Annotated in this window: 13 protein-coding genes, 4 tRNA genes and 1 other RNA gene; 5 read left to right on the forward strand and 13 right to left on the reverse strand. The window is 54.2% G+C overall.

Features of this window, described 5'->3' with window-relative positions:
• Positions 1 to 3 precede the first annotated feature (3 nt).
• The 5 genes from crr to cysZ form a co-directional block, all read right to left on the reverse strand.
• Positions 4 to 507 (reverse strand): PTS glucose transporter subunit IIA, encoded by a 504-nt coding sequence (gene crr, locus ACXKZG_RS06325; protein WP_053144436.1) that lies wholly within the window; start codon positions 505 to 507, stop codon positions 4 to 6.
• Positions 508 to 550: 43 nt separating this feature from the next.
• Positions 551 to 2,278, reverse strand: a complete 1,728-nt coding sequence (gene ptsI / locus ACXKZG_RS06330; RefSeq protein WP_013203291.1) for a phosphoenolpyruvate-protein phosphotransferase PtsI — start codon at positions 2,276 to 2,278, stop codon at positions 551 to 553.
• Between the two features lie 220 nt (positions 2,279 to 2,498).
• Complete coding sequence (gene ptsH / locus ACXKZG_RS06335) at positions 2,499 to 2,756, reverse strand: phosphocarrier protein Hpr (RefSeq protein ID WP_013203290.1); 258 nt, start codon at positions 2,754 to 2,756, stop codon at positions 2,499 to 2,501.
• A gap of 392 nt (positions 2,757 to 3,148) precedes the next feature.
• Positions 3,149 to 4,120, reverse strand: coding sequence for a cysteine synthase A (gene cysK, locus ACXKZG_RS06340; RefSeq protein ID WP_013203289.1), 972 nt, complete (start codon positions 4,118 to 4,120; stop codon positions 3,149 to 3,151).
• Positions 4,121 to 4,249: 129 nt separating this feature from the next.
• On the reverse strand, positions 4,250 to 5,011 hold the full coding sequence (gene cysZ, locus ACXKZG_RS06345) for a sulfate transporter CysZ (RefSeq protein WP_013203288.1): 762 nt from the start codon (positions 5,009 to 5,011) through the stop codon (positions 4,250 to 4,252).
• Between the two features lie 220 nt (positions 5,012 to 5,231).
• Here cysZ and zipA point away from each other — a divergent pair, with 220 nt between their 5' ends.
• The 3 genes from zipA to ACXKZG_RS06360 all read left to right on the forward strand — a co-directional run bounded on the left by zipA (position 5,232) and on the right by ACXKZG_RS06360 (position 8,516).
• The gene (zipA, locus tag ACXKZG_RS06350) at positions 5,232 to 6,194 is read left to right on the forward strand and encodes a cell division protein ZipA (RefSeq protein WP_488875864.1); all 963 of its coding nucleotides are present in this window, start codon (positions 5,232 to 5,234) and stop codon (positions 6,192 to 6,194) included.
• 86 nt (positions 6,195 to 6,280) lie between these two features.
• Positions 6,281 to 8,299 carry an NAD-dependent DNA ligase LigA gene (gene ligA, locus ACXKZG_RS06355; RefSeq protein ID WP_013203286.1) on the forward strand — a complete coding sequence of 673 codons (2,019 nt, stop codon included), beginning with the start codon at positions 6,281 to 6,283 and terminating at the stop codon, positions 8,297 to 8,299.
• A 1-nt stretch (position 8,300) separates the two neighbouring features.
• Positions 8,301 to 8,516 carry a DUF3820 family protein gene (locus ACXKZG_RS06360; protein ID WP_013203285.1) on the forward strand — a complete coding sequence of 72 codons (216 nt, stop codon included), beginning with the start codon at positions 8,301 to 8,303 and terminating at the stop codon, positions 8,514 to 8,516.
• Between the two features lie 18 nt (positions 8,517 to 8,534).
• Here ACXKZG_RS06360 and ACXKZG_RS06365 read toward each other — a convergent pair whose 3' ends face one another.
• The gene (locus ACXKZG_RS06365) at positions 8,535 to 9,554 is read right to left on the reverse strand and encodes a bile acid:sodium symporter family protein (protein WP_106381734.1); all 1,020 of its coding nucleotides are present in this window, start codon (positions 9,552 to 9,554) and stop codon (positions 8,535 to 8,537) included.
• A gap of 96 nt (positions 9,555 to 9,650) precedes the next feature.
• Here ACXKZG_RS06365 and ACXKZG_RS06370 point away from each other — a divergent pair, with 96 nt between their 5' ends.
• Positions 9,651 to 10,571, forward strand: coding sequence for a LysR family transcriptional regulator (locus ACXKZG_RS06370; protein ID WP_053144426.1), 921 nt, complete (start codon positions 9,651 to 9,653; stop codon positions 10,569 to 10,571).
• Here the strand turns inward: ACXKZG_RS06370 and ACXKZG_RS06375 are convergent.
• From ACXKZG_RS06375 to ACXKZG_RS06400, 6 genes are all read right to left on the reverse strand, one after another.
• On the reverse strand, positions 10,568 to 10,921 hold the full coding sequence (locus ACXKZG_RS06375) for a FlxA-like family protein (RefSeq protein ID WP_013203282.1): 354 nt from the start codon (positions 10,919 to 10,921) through the stop codon (positions 10,568 to 10,570). The two genes, ACXKZG_RS06370 and ACXKZG_RS06375, sit on opposite strands and share 4 nt — an antisense overlap.
• Before the next feature lie 202 nt (positions 10,922 to 11,123).
• Positions 11,124 to 11,246, reverse strand: a non-coding RNA gene (locus ACXKZG_RS06380) — RtT sRNA.
• A gap of 31 nt (positions 11,247 to 11,277) precedes the next feature.
• Positions 11,278 to 11,353, reverse strand: a tRNA-Lys gene (locus ACXKZG_RS06385).
• 4 nt (positions 11,354 to 11,357) lie between these two features.
• Positions 11,358 to 11,433 (reverse strand) — tRNA-Val (locus ACXKZG_RS06390).
• Positions 11,434 to 11,463: 30 nt separating this feature from the next.
• Positions 11,464 to 11,539, reverse strand: a tRNA-Val gene (locus tag ACXKZG_RS06395).
• A gap of 50 nt (positions 11,540 to 11,589) precedes the next feature.
• A tRNA-Val gene (locus ACXKZG_RS06400) sits at positions 11,590 to 11,665 on the reverse strand.
• Positions 11,666 to 11,938: 273 nt separating this feature from the next.
• Between ACXKZG_RS06400 and gltX the strand changes: the two genes are divergently transcribed.
• Positions 11,939 to 13,354, forward strand: coding sequence for a glutamate--tRNA ligase (gene gltX, locus ACXKZG_RS06405; RefSeq protein WP_013203281.1), 1,416 nt, complete (start codon positions 11,939 to 11,941; stop codon positions 13,352 to 13,354).
• A 50-nt stretch (positions 13,355 to 13,404) separates the two neighbouring features.
• On the opposite strand, the gene ACXKZG_RS06410 is transcribed toward gltX, so the two are convergent.
• Complete coding sequence (locus ACXKZG_RS06410) at positions 13,405 to 13,764, reverse strand: YfeC-like transcriptional regulator (RefSeq protein ID WP_488875865.1); 360 nt, start codon at positions 13,762 to 13,764, stop codon at positions 13,405 to 13,407.
• Positions 13,765 to 13,830 lie beyond the last annotated feature (66 nt).

Below are 13,830 nucleotides of genomic sequence, written 5' to 3' on the forward strand. Positions count from 1 at the left end.
CGATTACTTACGGATACGGATCACAGGTGTTTCACCCACGACCACAGAACCTGTCAGTTTAACCAGCTCTTTGATCTCATCCATGTTGGAGATGACGACCGGCGTCAGCGTTGATTTCGCTTTTTCTTCCAAAAGTGCCAGGTCGAACTCAATAACGACGTCGCCTTTTTTCACTTTCTGGCCTTCTTCAGCGATGCGCTTGAAGCCTTCACCCTTCAGTTCAACCGTATCAATTCCGAAGTGGACGAACAGCTCGATGCCGTTGTCTGACTCGATGGAAAATGCATGATTGGTTTCGAAAATTTTACCGATGGTGCCATCAACCGGCGCAACCATTTTATTGCCAGTAGGTTTGATAGCGATACCGTCGCCAACAATTTTCTCCGCAAACACTACGTCCGGTACGTCTTCGATATTGACGATTTCACCAGACAGCGGCGCTACGATCTCAATGGCTCCAGATGCGGTATCTGACTTATCGCCAAAAAGTTTTGAAAACAAACCCATGATCTTCTCCTAAGCAGTAATATTGGGCCAGCGTCTACACATCTTAGCAGAGTGTTTTTTCTTCAATGAACTTGTTAACCAGGTTCATCAACTCATCCGCTGTCGGTTGAGCCATAGCCTGCTCTGCTAATGCCTTCGCATCTTCAAAATTCGTATTACGAATAATTTTCTTGATGCGTGGGATAGAAATGGCACTCATGCTGAATTCGTCCAGCCCCATTCCCAATAACAACAGTGTAGCACGTTCATCGCCAGCCAGCTCACCACACATCCCTGTCCATTTGCCTTCAGCATGAGACGCATCAATAACTTGCTTGATAAGTGTCAGTACGGAAGGGGTCATCGGGTTGTACAGATGCGAGATCAGATCGTTACCACGGTCAACCGCCAGCGTGTACTGCGTCAGGTCGTTGGTACCAATACTGAAGAAATCAACTTCTTTAGCCAGATGATGCGCAATTGCCGCTGAAGCCGGTGTTTCCACCATAATGCCCACTTCAATGGTCTCATCAAAGGCTTTGCCTTCTTCGCGCAGCTGCGCTTTCAGCGTTTCCAGCTCGCCTTTCAGGGTGCGAACTTCTTCGACCGAAATGATCATCGGGAACATGATGCGCAGCTTGCCGAAAGCGGAAGCACGCAGGATAGCGCGCAGCTGAGCATGCAGGATTTCCGGACGGTCCATCGCGATACGGATGGCGCGCCAGCCGAGGAATGGGTTGTCTTCTTTTGGCAGGTTCATGTAAGGCAGATCTTTGTCGCCGCCGATGTCCATGGTGCGCACGATCACTGCCTGCGAGCCCATCGCTTCAGCCACGGCTTTATAAGCCTGGAACTGCTCTTCTTCGGTAGGCAGGGAGTCACGGTCCATAAACAGGAATTCGGTACGGTACAGGCCGACACCTTCTGCGCCGTTACGCTCAGCGCCGGCGACGTCGCGCACGGTACCGATGTTGGCACAGACTTCAACCTGATGGCCATCAAGCGTAATCGCCGGCAGATCTTTCAGTTTCGCCAGGTCGTTTTTCTCGCCCACGTACTGCGCGTGAATCGCCTTCAGCTCTTCAATTTTTTCTGCGGTTGGATTGACGTAAATCTGGTTGTTTACGCCGTCCAGAATCAGATAGTCGTCATTCTTAACCTGAGAGGTGACATTGCCGGTACCGACGATGGCAGGGATCTCAAGGGAACGCGCCATAATCGAGGTGTGTGAGGTACGGCCACCCAGATCGGTAATAAAGCCGAGCACCTTGTCGAGGTTCAGCTGTGCGGTCTCTGACGGCGTCAGATCCTTGGCAACCAGCAGCACTTCATCAGCAATGGCGCTGAGATCGACGATGTGCAGACCCAGAATGTTCTGCAACAGACGCTTACCGATGTCGCGCACGTCAGCCGCACGCTCTTTCAGGTATTCATCATCCAGCTCTTCTAACGCTTTCGCCTGGCCTTCAATCACAGAGTGAGCAGCCGCGTCGGCAGAAGACAGATCGTCTTTAATCAGGGCTATGATTTCCTGTTCCAGCTCTTCATCTTCCAGCAGCATAATATGCCCTTCGAAGATGGCCGCTTTCTCTTCACCCAGCGATTCGCCGGCTTTGATGCGGATCGCTTCCAGCTGGCTTGCAGCCTTGGTGCGACCGTCGAGAAAACGCTGAACTTCTTGCTCAACCTGGTCGGCAGCAATTTTTTTCCGGTTGATGACTATCTCATCTTCTTTCAGCAGAAGCGCTTTGCCAAAAGCGATACCCGGTGATGCTAAAATACCTGAAATCATAACCCTACCTTTTTAATTACTAGTAATCACCCGGGGCGAACAACCCAGAATCTGTGGGTCAATCACCTCAGCGAGCCAGCCTCTATGTAGGCGACAGCGTAACACGCTGGCTGCTCCCGGTTTGCACAGAAACGTACTTTACGAAAGCAACAACGCGGACATGCTGTCCGCGATCAATATGTTTGCACTAATTTTACTGGCTCAGCGTGAGAAGAGGCGCTTATTCGAGCTCTGCCATCAGCTTGACCAGATGCTCAACCGCTTTCTGCTCGTCTTCACCTTCAGCAGACAGCATCACCACAGTTCCCTGAGTCAGGCCCAGAGTCTGCAGCTTGAACAGGCTTTTCGCGCTGGCTGATTTGCCGTTAGAGGTCACGGTGATGTCTGATGCAAAAGCTTTCGCTTCTTTCACGAACTGTGCAGCAGGGCGGGTATGAAGGCCGTTAGGTGCGGTGATGGTAACTTCTTGCTGGAACATGCTTTTTCCCCAACTTATTTTGTTTGATGTTATCGACCTAAAGTCTAGCCTGGTGACCGGACTTTAGCCTGGATGTGTCGCGCTGGCCTGCGTACAAAGACGCGCCAAAAAATGCGCTGTTTAAGGGTAGGGTGGAGGCGGAGTAAAACCTGTTACGCGCCATCACTAACCTGTTCCCATTATGCCGCGAATTGTGCCGTAGCGCCAAACCAGTAAATCGATTCAGCTTGATCCATCTCACGCGGCGATTAATTTTGTGGATCGAAATAATGGCAGCTTAGATACCAGACACTGACGGGTAAAAGCAATCTGCAGGATGGCAAAACTTTGATGTGCTCCACAAAAAAGCACCCGTTTGGGTGCTTTTTTAGACAAATCCGCCTGCTGCAGCGTTACTGCTGCAATTCTTTCTCGGTGAAGAGATCGGCAAACAGCGCAGTACTCAAATAGCGTTCGCCGGAGGACGGCAAAATCACCACGATGGTCTTATTAGCGAAGGCTTCTTCTTCCTGCAGCTTCAGTGCTGCAGCAACCGCCGCACCGGAAGAGATGCCGGCCAGAATCCCTTCTTCTTCCATCAGACGACGGGCAGTAGAAATGGATTCTTCGTTGGTGATCGCCACCACGCGGTCAATCAGGTTCAGGTCGAGGTTGCCTGGGATAAACCCGGCACCGATACCCTGGATTTTGTGCGGACCAGGCTTGATCTCTTCGCCTGCTAACGCCTGAGCGATAACCGGAGAATCCGTTGGCTCTACTGCAACGGTGATCAAATCCTTTTTGCCTTTGGTATTTTTCAGATAACGGCTAACGCCGGTCAGCGTTCCGCCGGTACCGACACCGGCGATAAACACATCCACGTTGCCATCGGTGTCTTCCCAGATTTCAGGACCGGTGGTTTTTTCGTGGATTTCTGGGTTGGCTGGGTTGCTGAACTGCTGCAACAGCACGAATTTGTCCGGATTGCTGGCAACCACTTCTTCCGCTTTGGCGATGGCACCTTTCATGCCTTTTGCGCCTTCGGTCAGGATCAGGTTGGCACCCAGCGCTTTAAGCAGCTTGCGGCGCTCAACGCTCATCGTTTCCGGCATGGTCAGCGTCAGCTTGTAACCGCGCGCAGCGGCAACATAGGCCAGTGCGATACCGGTGTTACCGCTGGTTGGTTCAACCAGTTCAACACCTGGCTTCAGAATGCCACGTTTCTCTGCGTCCCAAATCATATTGGCACCGATACGGCATTTTATGCTGAAGCTCGGGTTACGGGATTCCACTTTTACCAGAATGCGACCGTTACCGATGCGGTTCAGACGAACCAACGGTGTATGACCGATTGTTAAAGAGTTGTCTTCATAAATCTTACTCATAGCCCGTCCTTAACTGTATGAAAAATTGGGAACGCAGAAAGCATACCCGCTTCAGTTTCTCAAGGAAGTGAAGAAATCGTATATATATATGTTATGCAGAAATAAGGGCAATGGAAATGGCATAAGGCCCTACGCCACCCGCCCGAGCGTCGTGCGATAGCGGTCAACCCACATCGCCGTGGCGCCACAAACCGCCACCGGCATGATCGCTAAATTCAGAATAGGGACCATGGTGAACAGGCTGACCAGCGCGCCAAACTGCATGTTGTCGGTTTTGTTTTGCCGCAATGCCATACGCATCTGCTGGAAGCTGACTTTATGGTTATCGAACGGATAGTCACAGTACTGAATCGACAGCATCCAGGCGCTAAACAGGAACCACAGCACCGGCGCAACGGTCTGGCCAAAGCCCGGCACAAAGTAAAGGATCAACAGCACAATCGCGCGGGGCAGGTAGTAGGCCAGCTTTTGCCATTCGCGTTTCATGATGCGCGGAAGGTCTTTCACCAGACCGGCCCAGCCACTGTCTGGCAGCGGCTTGCCCGTTAATCTGGCTTCAAGCTGCTCGGCCAACAGGCCACAGAACGGCGCGGCTATCCAGTTGGCAATGGTGGAGAAGAAATAACTGAACACCAATACGATTGAAATAACGGTCAGCGGCCAGAGCAAATAGCTTAGCCATTGCAGCCAGTCGGGAACTTTAGCCATCAGGGCCGGGAGCCACTGGCCAAGTTGCCAGAACAGCCAGATAAAAGCACCGCCCATTAGCAGGACGTTGATCGCCAATGGCACAATCACAAAGCGGCGGATGCCCGGCAAGCGGATCAACTTCCAGCCCTGCGAAAAATAGTGAATGCCATTAACAGAAGGTGGGGTATTTGTCGGGGCCATGGTCTGATTTTCTCCTTACAGACGGTGTTGCAACGCTAGCATAACTCAGCTATTTGCGCTGACCAGTGCGCTTTTGAACGAAAAAACAGCAAAAAACCGTGTTGATGCACGCTTATTTGTCAGAAAATACTGCACGGACTTGCACTTGTTAACCAGGGCAAATACAGTTAGAGGATAAAGTTTGCCGCGGTGGCAAGGTATTGGAACAACAGAGAATACAATGATGCAGGATTTGCGTCTGATATTAATCGTTGTTGGCGCGATCGCCATAATAGCGCTTTTACTGCACGGCCTCTGGACCAGCCGTAAAGAGCGCTCATCCGTTTTTCGCGATCGCCCTCACAAGCGTTTAAAACAGGAAAGAGAAGAGACATTTGACGACGTCGATGATGGCGTGGGTGAAGTGCGGGTGAAACGGTCGCGAGCTGATGATGAAGACGATGATGTCGTTCCTCCAGCCGCTTTTGGCACTGATCAAGCGCCACCGCGTCCCGTTCGTGCCCAGCCTGAACCGGTACGTCACCAGCCGCAGATTGACGAGCAGCCGGAACTCGATCCGCTGTTCGGTGGCGAGCTGCCGCATGCGCCTGAACCTGATTACGACGATGAGCCGGAGCCTGTTCGTCAGCAGCCGCTTGTTCATCAGCCGCAGCCTGCCGCTAAGCCTGACGTCGCTACCCGTGCGCCGGTTGCCGAGGCTAAAGCGGAACCGGTCGCCGCAGAGCCAGAAGCGCCTGCAGCGGCAGCGAAGCAGGAACGCGCGAAGGAAACCGTGCTGGTGCTGCATGTTGGCGCCCATGCTGGCGGCACGCTGAACGGCGAAGCGCTGTTACAGGGCGTGCTGCAGGCGGGCTTCCAGTTCGGTGAGATGAACATCTTCCACCGTCACCTGAGCCCGGCCGGAAGCGGCCCTGTGCTGTTCAGCCTGGCGAACATGGTGAAACCGGGTTCGTTTAACCCCGACGATATGGGTGATTTCACCACGCCGGGCATTTCCATCTTTATGATGGTGCCTTCTTATGGTGATGCGAATCAGAACTTCAAGCTGATGCTGCAATCTGCCCAGCGTATCGCCGACGATGTGGGCGGTGTGGTGCTGGATGATGAGCGCCGCATGATGACGCCGCAGAAGCTGGAAACCTATAAAAACCGTATTCGTGATGTGATCGAGGCCAACGCCTGACTCACTGAGCAGTAAGGCAACAGCCTGACTTCCCGTTTTTCCAAAACCCCCGCCAGTCGGGGGTTTTTTATCGCTATGGTGCCGCTATGGAATCCGTACAAGACAAAATCACTGCGCTGCAAACCACTCTCCGCCATCACGAATATCAGTATCACGTGATGGACGATCCTGAGGTTCCCGATGCGGAATACGATCGGCTGATGCGCGAACTGCGCGAGCTGGAACAGGCACATCCTGAACTGGTCACCGCCGATTCGCCCACTCAACGCGTTGGCGCGGCACCGCTCGGCGCTTTTGAGCAGGTACGTCACGAAGTGCCGATGCTGTCGCTGGATAACGCCTTTGATGAAGAGAGCTATCTGGCTTTCTATAAGCGGGTGCAGGATCGGTTAAAGAATACCGATGACATCACCTTCTGCTGCGAGCTGAAGCTGGATGGACTGGCGGTCAGTCTGCTGTATGAAGATGGCCTGCTGGTGCGGGCTGCGACGCGTGGCGACGGCACAACCGGTGAGAACATTACCGCCAACGTGCGCACTATCCGCGCCATTCCCCTACGTCTGCACGGCGAGAATATCCCGTCGCGGGTGGAAGTGCGTGGCGAAGTCTTTATGCCGCTGGCAGGATTTGAAGCGTTAAATAATGAAGCGCGCCGCACAGGTAACAAAGTTTTTGCCAACCCGCGCAATGCCGCCGCAGGCTCGCTGCGCCAGCTTGATCCCCGCATCACCGCCAAACGCCCGCTGACCTTTTTCTGTTACGGCTTTGGCCTGCTGGAAGGCGGCGAGATGCCGCGCAGCCATATGGCGCGTTTGCAGCAGTTTAAGGCCTGGGGCTTGCCGGTCAGCGACCGCATCAAGCTTTGCCATACTGCCGAGGAAGTTTTGGCCTTCTATCGTCAGGTTGAGCAGGATCGCCCGACCTTAGGCTTTGATATTGATGGTGTGGTTATCAAGGTGGATTCACAGGATCTGCAGGAGCAGTTAGGGTTTGTCGCCAGGGCCCCGCGTTGGGCGGTGGCGTTTAAGTTCCCGGCGCAGGAGCAGATGACCACCGTGCGTGATGTCGAGTTTCAGGTGGGCCGGACGGGCGCTATCACCCCGGTAGCCCGACTGGAGCCGGTGCAGGTGGCTGGCGTGATTGTCAGCAATGCCACGCTGCATAACGCCGATGAAATCGAGCGTCTTGGACTGCGTATCGGCGACCGGGTGATTATCCGTCGCGCCGGTGACGTTATCCCGCAGGTGGTCGGGGTGATTGAGTCAGAGCGCCCGGACGATGCGCGCGAAGTGGTATTCCCAACCCATTGCCCGGTCTGTGGCTCCGATGTCGAGCGCGTCGAGGGTGAAGTCGTTGCACGCTGTACCGGCGGCCTGATCTGCGGTGCTCAGCGCAAAGGCGCACTGAAGCATTTCGTTTCCCGCCGCGCGCTGGATGTTGATGGCATGGGCGACAAGATTATCGATCAGCTGGTGGAGAAAGAGTACGTCCATACGCCAGCCGATCTGTTCAGGCTTACCGCAGGCAAACTCACCGGGCTGGATCGGATGGGGCCAAAGTCAGCGCAAAACGTGGTGAACTCGCTGGAGAAGGCGAAGACCACCACGCTGGCGCGTTTCCTTTACTCCCTTGGCATCAGCGAAGTGGGTGAAGCGACAGCCGCTAACCTTGCCGCGCACTTTGGCTCGCTGGAGAAGATCATGGCCGCCGATCTGGACGCGCTGATCGCGGTACAGGATGTCGGCACCGTGGTGGCCAGCCATCTGCGTAACTTTATGGATGAAGAGAGCAACCGCGAGGTGATCCGTCAGCTGGTGGAAGAAGCGGGTATCAACTGGCCGGCCGTTGAAGTGGTCAATGCGGCAGAGATCGACAGTCCGTTTGCCGGAAAAACCGTGGTTCTGACCGGTTCACTGACGATTCTGTCGCGCGATGAAGCGAAAGATCGCCTGACGGCGTTAGGCGCCAAGGTCAGCGGCAGCGTATCGAAGAAAACGGATCTGGTGATTGCCGGCGAAGCGGCAGGCTCCAAGCTGGCCAAGGCTCAGGAATTGGGTATCGACGTGATTGATGAAGCTGAGATGATCCGTTTACTGGGAGAGTGAGATGGAAAAAGAGCATTTGCTTGAAATCGCCAACAGCATCATGCCTTTTGGTAAATATAAGGGCAGGGCGCTGATTGATTTACCGGAAGAGTATCTGTTGTGGTTTGAACGGAAGGGTGAATTTCCGGCGGGTCATCTGGGTGAGCTGTTGCAGCTCACCCTCGCGATAAAAATCGAAGGGCTTGATGGGCTGGTGAAACCGCTGAAGCGCGGGTGATCACCAGCCCGGTCTGCATTACTTCTGCGATTCAACCACGGCGGGTTTTGCTTCCATCTGCTGCTTAGCCGCCAGCTTCTCGCCAGCTTTTTTATAGCGTTGCGCCAGCATCGAGCAGACCATCAGCTGCACCTGATGGAAAATCATCAGCGGCAGCACGATGATGCCCACCGAGGCCGACGGGAACAGAATGTTGGCCATTGGTACACCGTTCGCCAGGCTCTTTTTCGAGCCGCAGAACAGGATGGTGATTTCATCTGCGCGATTAAAGCGGAACAGTCGTGCGACCAGCAGGTTGATCACCAGCGCCACAAACAGGATCCCCAGGCTACCTGCAACGATATACAGCAGCGTAGATGCGCCCACGCGATGCCAGATGCCGTTTACCACCGCTTCACTGAACGCGGAATAGACCACCAGCAGAATCGACGCCTGGTCGGTTTTACCAATCAGCCCACGGTTTCTCTCCACCCAGCCCGCAATCCAGCGGCGTGAAAGGTGACCCACCACGAACGGCACTAATAGCTGCAGCATAATCTTACCGATCTGCTCAAAACTGCCGCCGGCCGCATCGCTGTGCACGTTCATCACCAGGCCCACCAGCATCGGCGAGATAAATACGCCCAGCAGGCTGGACGCCGAGGCGCTACACACCGCCGCGGCGACGTTGCCGCCCGCCAGTGAGGTCAGGGCAATGGCTGACTGGACGGTGGCCGGCAGAATGCACAGGTACAGGAAGCCGGTATAGATTTCCGCGCTTACCGGCAGCGGGTGCCACCAGACGAACAGCAGGCCAAGGATCGGGAACAGCACGAAGGTGCTGCACATCACCCACAGATGCAGTCGCCAATGGCTGCCACCGGCAATGATTTTTTCTTTAGACAGCTTGGCGCCATGCATAAAGAACAACAGCGCAATCGCCGCCGTGGTCAGGTATTCAAAGAATTCCACAAAATGCCCACGCGCGGGCAGGAAGGTTGCCAGCAGCACGGTAATAATCAGTTTCAACATCAGTGGATCGATACGGAAGATGCCCATTGTTAATGCCTGGTTAAAAAAATGATGGGGGCTATTGTGCGCCGGGCGGTTTTAGAAATAAAATTGATTTATTGAATACATATATGAATAAAACAGATGAATTATACCCTGCGTCAACTTCGCGTGTTTGTCGCCGTTGCCCAGCAAGGCAGTTTCAGCCAGGCCGGGCAGCTGATCGGACTGAGCCAGTCCGCGGTCAGCCACAGCATTAAAGAGCTGGAAGGGGAGATGGGCATCCGTTTGCTGGACCGCACCACGCGGGAAGTGTTGCTGACCGAAGCCGGAGAACAGCTCTCCAGCCGGCTTGAGCGGCTACTGGAAGAGCTGAATACCACCTTGCTGGATGTACGCAGCTACGGGCAGCAGAGAAGCGGCACGGTGCGGGTAGCTGCCAGCCAGACCATCGCCGCGCATTTAATGCCGCAGTGCCTTGCCGCCAGCACGGAGCATTTTCCTGATATCAAAGTGATGCTGCGCGATCGTCCTCAGCAATGGGTGCTGCAAAGCATTCGCAATGCGGAAGTGGACTTCGGTATTGTTGTCGGGCCGCTGCCGGAAGAGGATTTCGAAACGGAAGCGATTCTCGATGAACCTTTTTTGCTGTTGTGCCGTAAGGACGATCCGTTGGCGGCTCAGCAAACCATTCACTGGCAGATGCTTAACCAGCGGCAGCTGGTGCTGCAGGATTATGCCTCCGGCAGTCGGGTTCTTATCGATGAGGCATTACGCGTCCAGCAGGTGCAGGCGGAGATCGTGCAGGAGATCGGTCATCCCGCCACGCTCTATCCGATGGTGGAAGCGGGAATTGGCATCAGTATTCTTCCGGCGCTGGCATTGCCGTTGCCTGAAGGCAGGCCGTTGCTGGTGAGGCGTATGGTGCCGGAGATTAACCGCACCATTGTGCTGGTGCGCCGTAAAAATCGCTCGCTTACGCCCGCAGCCGAGGCCATCTGGCAGGAAGTACGCCAGCAGGCACTCCTGCTGACGCAACAACGCAAGAAAACTCCGGCGTTTTAGATATAGACGTTCAGCGTGTTGGTGGCGGTAGGGCGGTTTACGCCGTCTGCCGCTTTGGAAATGGTGTTGGCAGTGTCATCTTTCGCGCTGCTTTGCTTTTCCTGCGCCTTCTCAGCCTGCTGCTGCTCAACCTGAGCAATCTGCGCTTCAATCATCTGAATCTGGCCTTCGATCAACTGCTGTTGTTCAGACTTTTGTTCATCCGTCAGCGTCGTGTCGTTGCCCAAATCCTTTAACTGCGCCTGCAGTTGGGTGATCTGCTTGTTGAGGGTGGCAACCTGAGAGGCCGACCCGCCGCCTGAACTTCCAGAGCCAATAGAGGATAGGGAGTTGGAACTGATTGTAGTCATCGCTTTCTCCTGTGTAATAGACCAATACGGTTATCGGTAGGAGTGGCGGGATACTTGATAAGAAAAATCGTAAAAGAAGTGCTAAAAAATCGAAAAGGAAAAAGAGTGGCTGTCTATCTCCGTTCGACTCGACCTGCTGCAGGTTCAAATCCTTCACGAATCGCAGATAGCAAAAAGGCGCCTTTAGGGCGCCTTCGTACATTGGTGGGTCGTGCAGGATGACTCGGCTACGCCTCGCCCTTCGGGTCGTTGCTGTCGCAACGCTGTCTCACTGCGTTCGACTCGACCTGCTGCAGGTTCAAATCCTTCACGAATCGCAGATAGCAAAAAGGCGCCTTTAGGGCGCCTTCGTACATTGGTGGGTCGTGCAGGATTCGAACCTGCGACCAATTGATTAAAAGTCAACTGCTCTACCAACTGAGCTAACGACCCGAAGTGGTGGGTGATGACGGGCTCGAACCGCCGACCCCCTCCGTGTAAAGGAGATGCTCTACCAACTGAGCTAATCACCCACTTCGGTACTTCACGAAACTGCTGAGAGATGGTGGGTGATGACGGGCTCGAACCGCCGACCCCCTCCGTGTAAAGGAGATGCTCTACCAACTGAGCTAATCACCCATCTCTGAGAACTTCGGTACTGCTTAACACTGCGGAGCCACCGTTTAGAGTGGTGGGTGATGACGGGCTCGAACCGCCGACCCCCTCCGTGTAAAGGAGATGCTCTACCAACTGAGCTAATCACCCCCGCTGTGTGGAGTCGCATTATAGGGATCGCGGCAAATGAGTCAACGGTTTTTAAAACGAAAATGTTCGTTCGTCTTAAATTTAATCAAGATGTTGGGGTTTTATCCAAAAATGGGGGGGTGCCGCTGGCTTTTCCGTCAAAGGCCTCTAACAACCGGGGGAATGCCGTTGAGGATTCGTTTGCAGATGGTAGAATGTTGCCCACTTTGTGTTGGTCTTTACAGACCTCCTCCAGCAATGCGCGACTCTGATAGCGTAATAAGGCAGCTGTTAATGAAAATCAAAACCCGCTTCGCACCCAGCCCAACCGGCTATCTGCACGTTGGCGGCGCGCGTACCGCGCTTTACTCCTGGTTGTTTGCCCGTCACCAGGACGGTGAGTTTGTGCTGCGTATAGAAGATACCGATCTGGAGCGCTCCACCCAGCAGGCTATCGACGCGATTATGGATGGCATGAACTGGCTGAACCTCGACTGGGACGAGGGCCCGTATTACCAGACCAAACGTTTTGACCGCTATAACGCGGTGATTGATCAGATGGTCGACGCCGGCACAGCCTATAAATGCTACTGCTCCAGAGAGCGCCTCGACGCGCTGCGCGAAAAGCAGATGGAGAATCATGAAAAGCCGCGTTATGACGGCCACTGCCGCGACAGCCACGAACATCATGCCGATGATGAGCCGTGCGTGGTGCGTTTCCGTAACCCGCAGGAAGGATCGGTAATCTTTGATGACCAGATCCGTGGCCCGATCGAATTCAGCAACCAGGAGCTGGACGATCTGATCATCCGTCGTACTGACGGCGCGCCGACCTATAACTTCTGCGTCGTGATTGATGACTGGGATATGGAAATTACCCACGTGATCCGCGGTGAAGACCATATCAACAACACTCCGCGTCAGATCAACATCCTGAAAGCGATCGGTGCGCAGGTGCCTGTTTATGCGCACGTGTCGATGATCCTCGGCGACGACGGGAAAAAACTGTCCAAACGTCACGGTGCCGTGGGCGTGATGCAGTATCGCGATGATGGCTATCTGCCAGAAGCGCTGCTGAACTACCTGGTGCGTCTGGGCTGGTCCCATGGCGATCAGGAAATCTTCTCTATTGCTGAGATGAAAGAGCTGTTCGAGCTGGACGCGGTCAGCAAATCTGCCAGCGCCTTCAACACCGAAAAGCTGCAGTGGCTGAACCATCATTACATCAATACCCTGGCGCCTGAGTACGTGGCGACGCATCTGCAATGGCACATCGAGCAGGAAAAAATTGATACGCGTACCGGCCCAGAACTGGCTCAGCTGGTCAAACTGCTGGGTGAGCGCTGCAAAACGCTGAAAGAGATGGCTGCGTCATGCCGCTACTTCTATGAGGACTTCGCGGAGTTTGATGCGGATGCAGCGAAAAAACACCTGCGTCCGGTCGCTCGCCAGCCTCTGGAAGTTGTGCGTGACAAACTGGCTGCTTTAACTGACTGGACGGCAGAAAACGTTCACCAGGCCATTCAGGCCACGGCTGATGAGCTGGAAGTCGGTATGGGCAAAGTCGGCATGCCGCTGCGTGTGGCGGTAACGGGTGCCGGTCAGTCTCCTGCGCTGGATGTCACCGTTCACGCCATCGGCAAAACGCGCTCAGTGGCGCGCATCAATCAGGCATTAAGCTTTATCGCAGAGCGCGAAGCTCAGCAGTAATCTCAGCTGACGTCTGCAAATAAAAAAAACCGGCCAACTGGCCGGTTTTTTTATGCCTGAGCGTCGCTGATGTCGAGGCGGCTCAGTAAACCTTGTACGCCTTCACGTAACAGCAACGCGTAAAGCCTTTCCTGTTCGGCGGCATTCATTTGCTGCAATGAGGTCATCAGTAAAGATTGCAGAGAGTTGGGGGCAACGCGGTAAGTTGCAGAGGGTTCCGACGCATGGCGCGTGGATTTTAGATACGTTTTGACGCGGTCATCAATTTGGATCATCCGTGCTTTACCGCCCTGGACGCCGGTTTTCGGCATGGTTGTCCACTGCTCTTTCTTGACCCATTTGTTGATCGTCTGACGGCTGAAACCTGTTTCCTGGGCCAGCTCTTCTGGTGTTAACCATTCCTTTTTCATAATGCAATTCCTGTTTGCGACGTGAGATAACGCGAACATATTACAGGATTTTGTTGCGTGGACAAC

Source organism: Erwinia sp. 2186 (genome assembly GCF_057812255.1).

Bases quoted from the DNA above. Each gene is read 5' to 3' on its own strand.
- crr (WP_053144436.1), bottom strand. From the start codon at position 507: ATGGGTTTGTTTTCAAAACTTTTTGGCGATAAGTCAGATACCGCATCT.
- ptsI (WP_013203291.1), bottom strand. From the start codon at position 2,278: ATGATTTCAGGTATTTTAGCATCACCGGGTATCGCTTTTGGCAAAGCG.
- ptsH (WP_013203290.1), bottom strand. From the start codon at position 2,756: ATGTTCCAGCAAGAAGTTACCATCACCGCACCTAACGGCCTTCATACC.
- cysK (WP_013203289.1), bottom strand. From the start codon at position 4,120: ATGAGTAAGATTTATGAAGACAACTCTTTAACAATCGGTCATACACCG.
- cysZ (WP_013203288.1), bottom strand. From the start codon at position 5,011: ATGGCCCCGACAAATACCCCACCTTCTGTTAATGGCATTCACTATTTT.
- zipA (WP_488875864.1), top strand. From the start codon at position 5,232: ATGATGCAGGATTTGCGTCTGATATTAATCGTTGTTGGCGCGATCGCC.
- ligA (WP_013203286.1), top strand. From the start codon at position 6,281: ATGGAATCCGTACAAGACAAAATCACTGCGCTGCAAACCACTCTCCGC.
- ACXKZG_RS06360 (WP_013203285.1), top strand. From the start codon at position 8,301: ATGGAAAAAGAGCATTTGCTTGAAATCGCCAACAGCATCATGCCTTTT.
- ACXKZG_RS06365 (WP_106381734.1), bottom strand. From the start codon at position 9,554: ATGGGCATCTTCCGTATCGATCCACTGATGTTGAAACTGATTATTACC.
- ACXKZG_RS06370 (WP_053144426.1), top strand. From the start codon at position 9,651: ATGAATTATACCCTGCGTCAACTTCGCGTGTTTGTCGCCGTTGCCCAG.
- ACXKZG_RS06375 (WP_013203282.1), bottom strand. From the start codon at position 10,921: ATGACTACAATCAGTTCCAACTCCCTATCCTCTATTGGCTCTGGAAGT.
- gltX (WP_013203281.1), top strand. From the start codon at position 11,939: ATGAAAATCAAAACCCGCTTCGCACCCAGCCCAACCGGCTATCTGCAC.
- ACXKZG_RS06410 (WP_488875865.1), bottom strand. From the start codon at position 13,764: ATGAAAAAGGAATGGTTAACACCAGAAGAGCTGGCCCAGGAAACAGGT.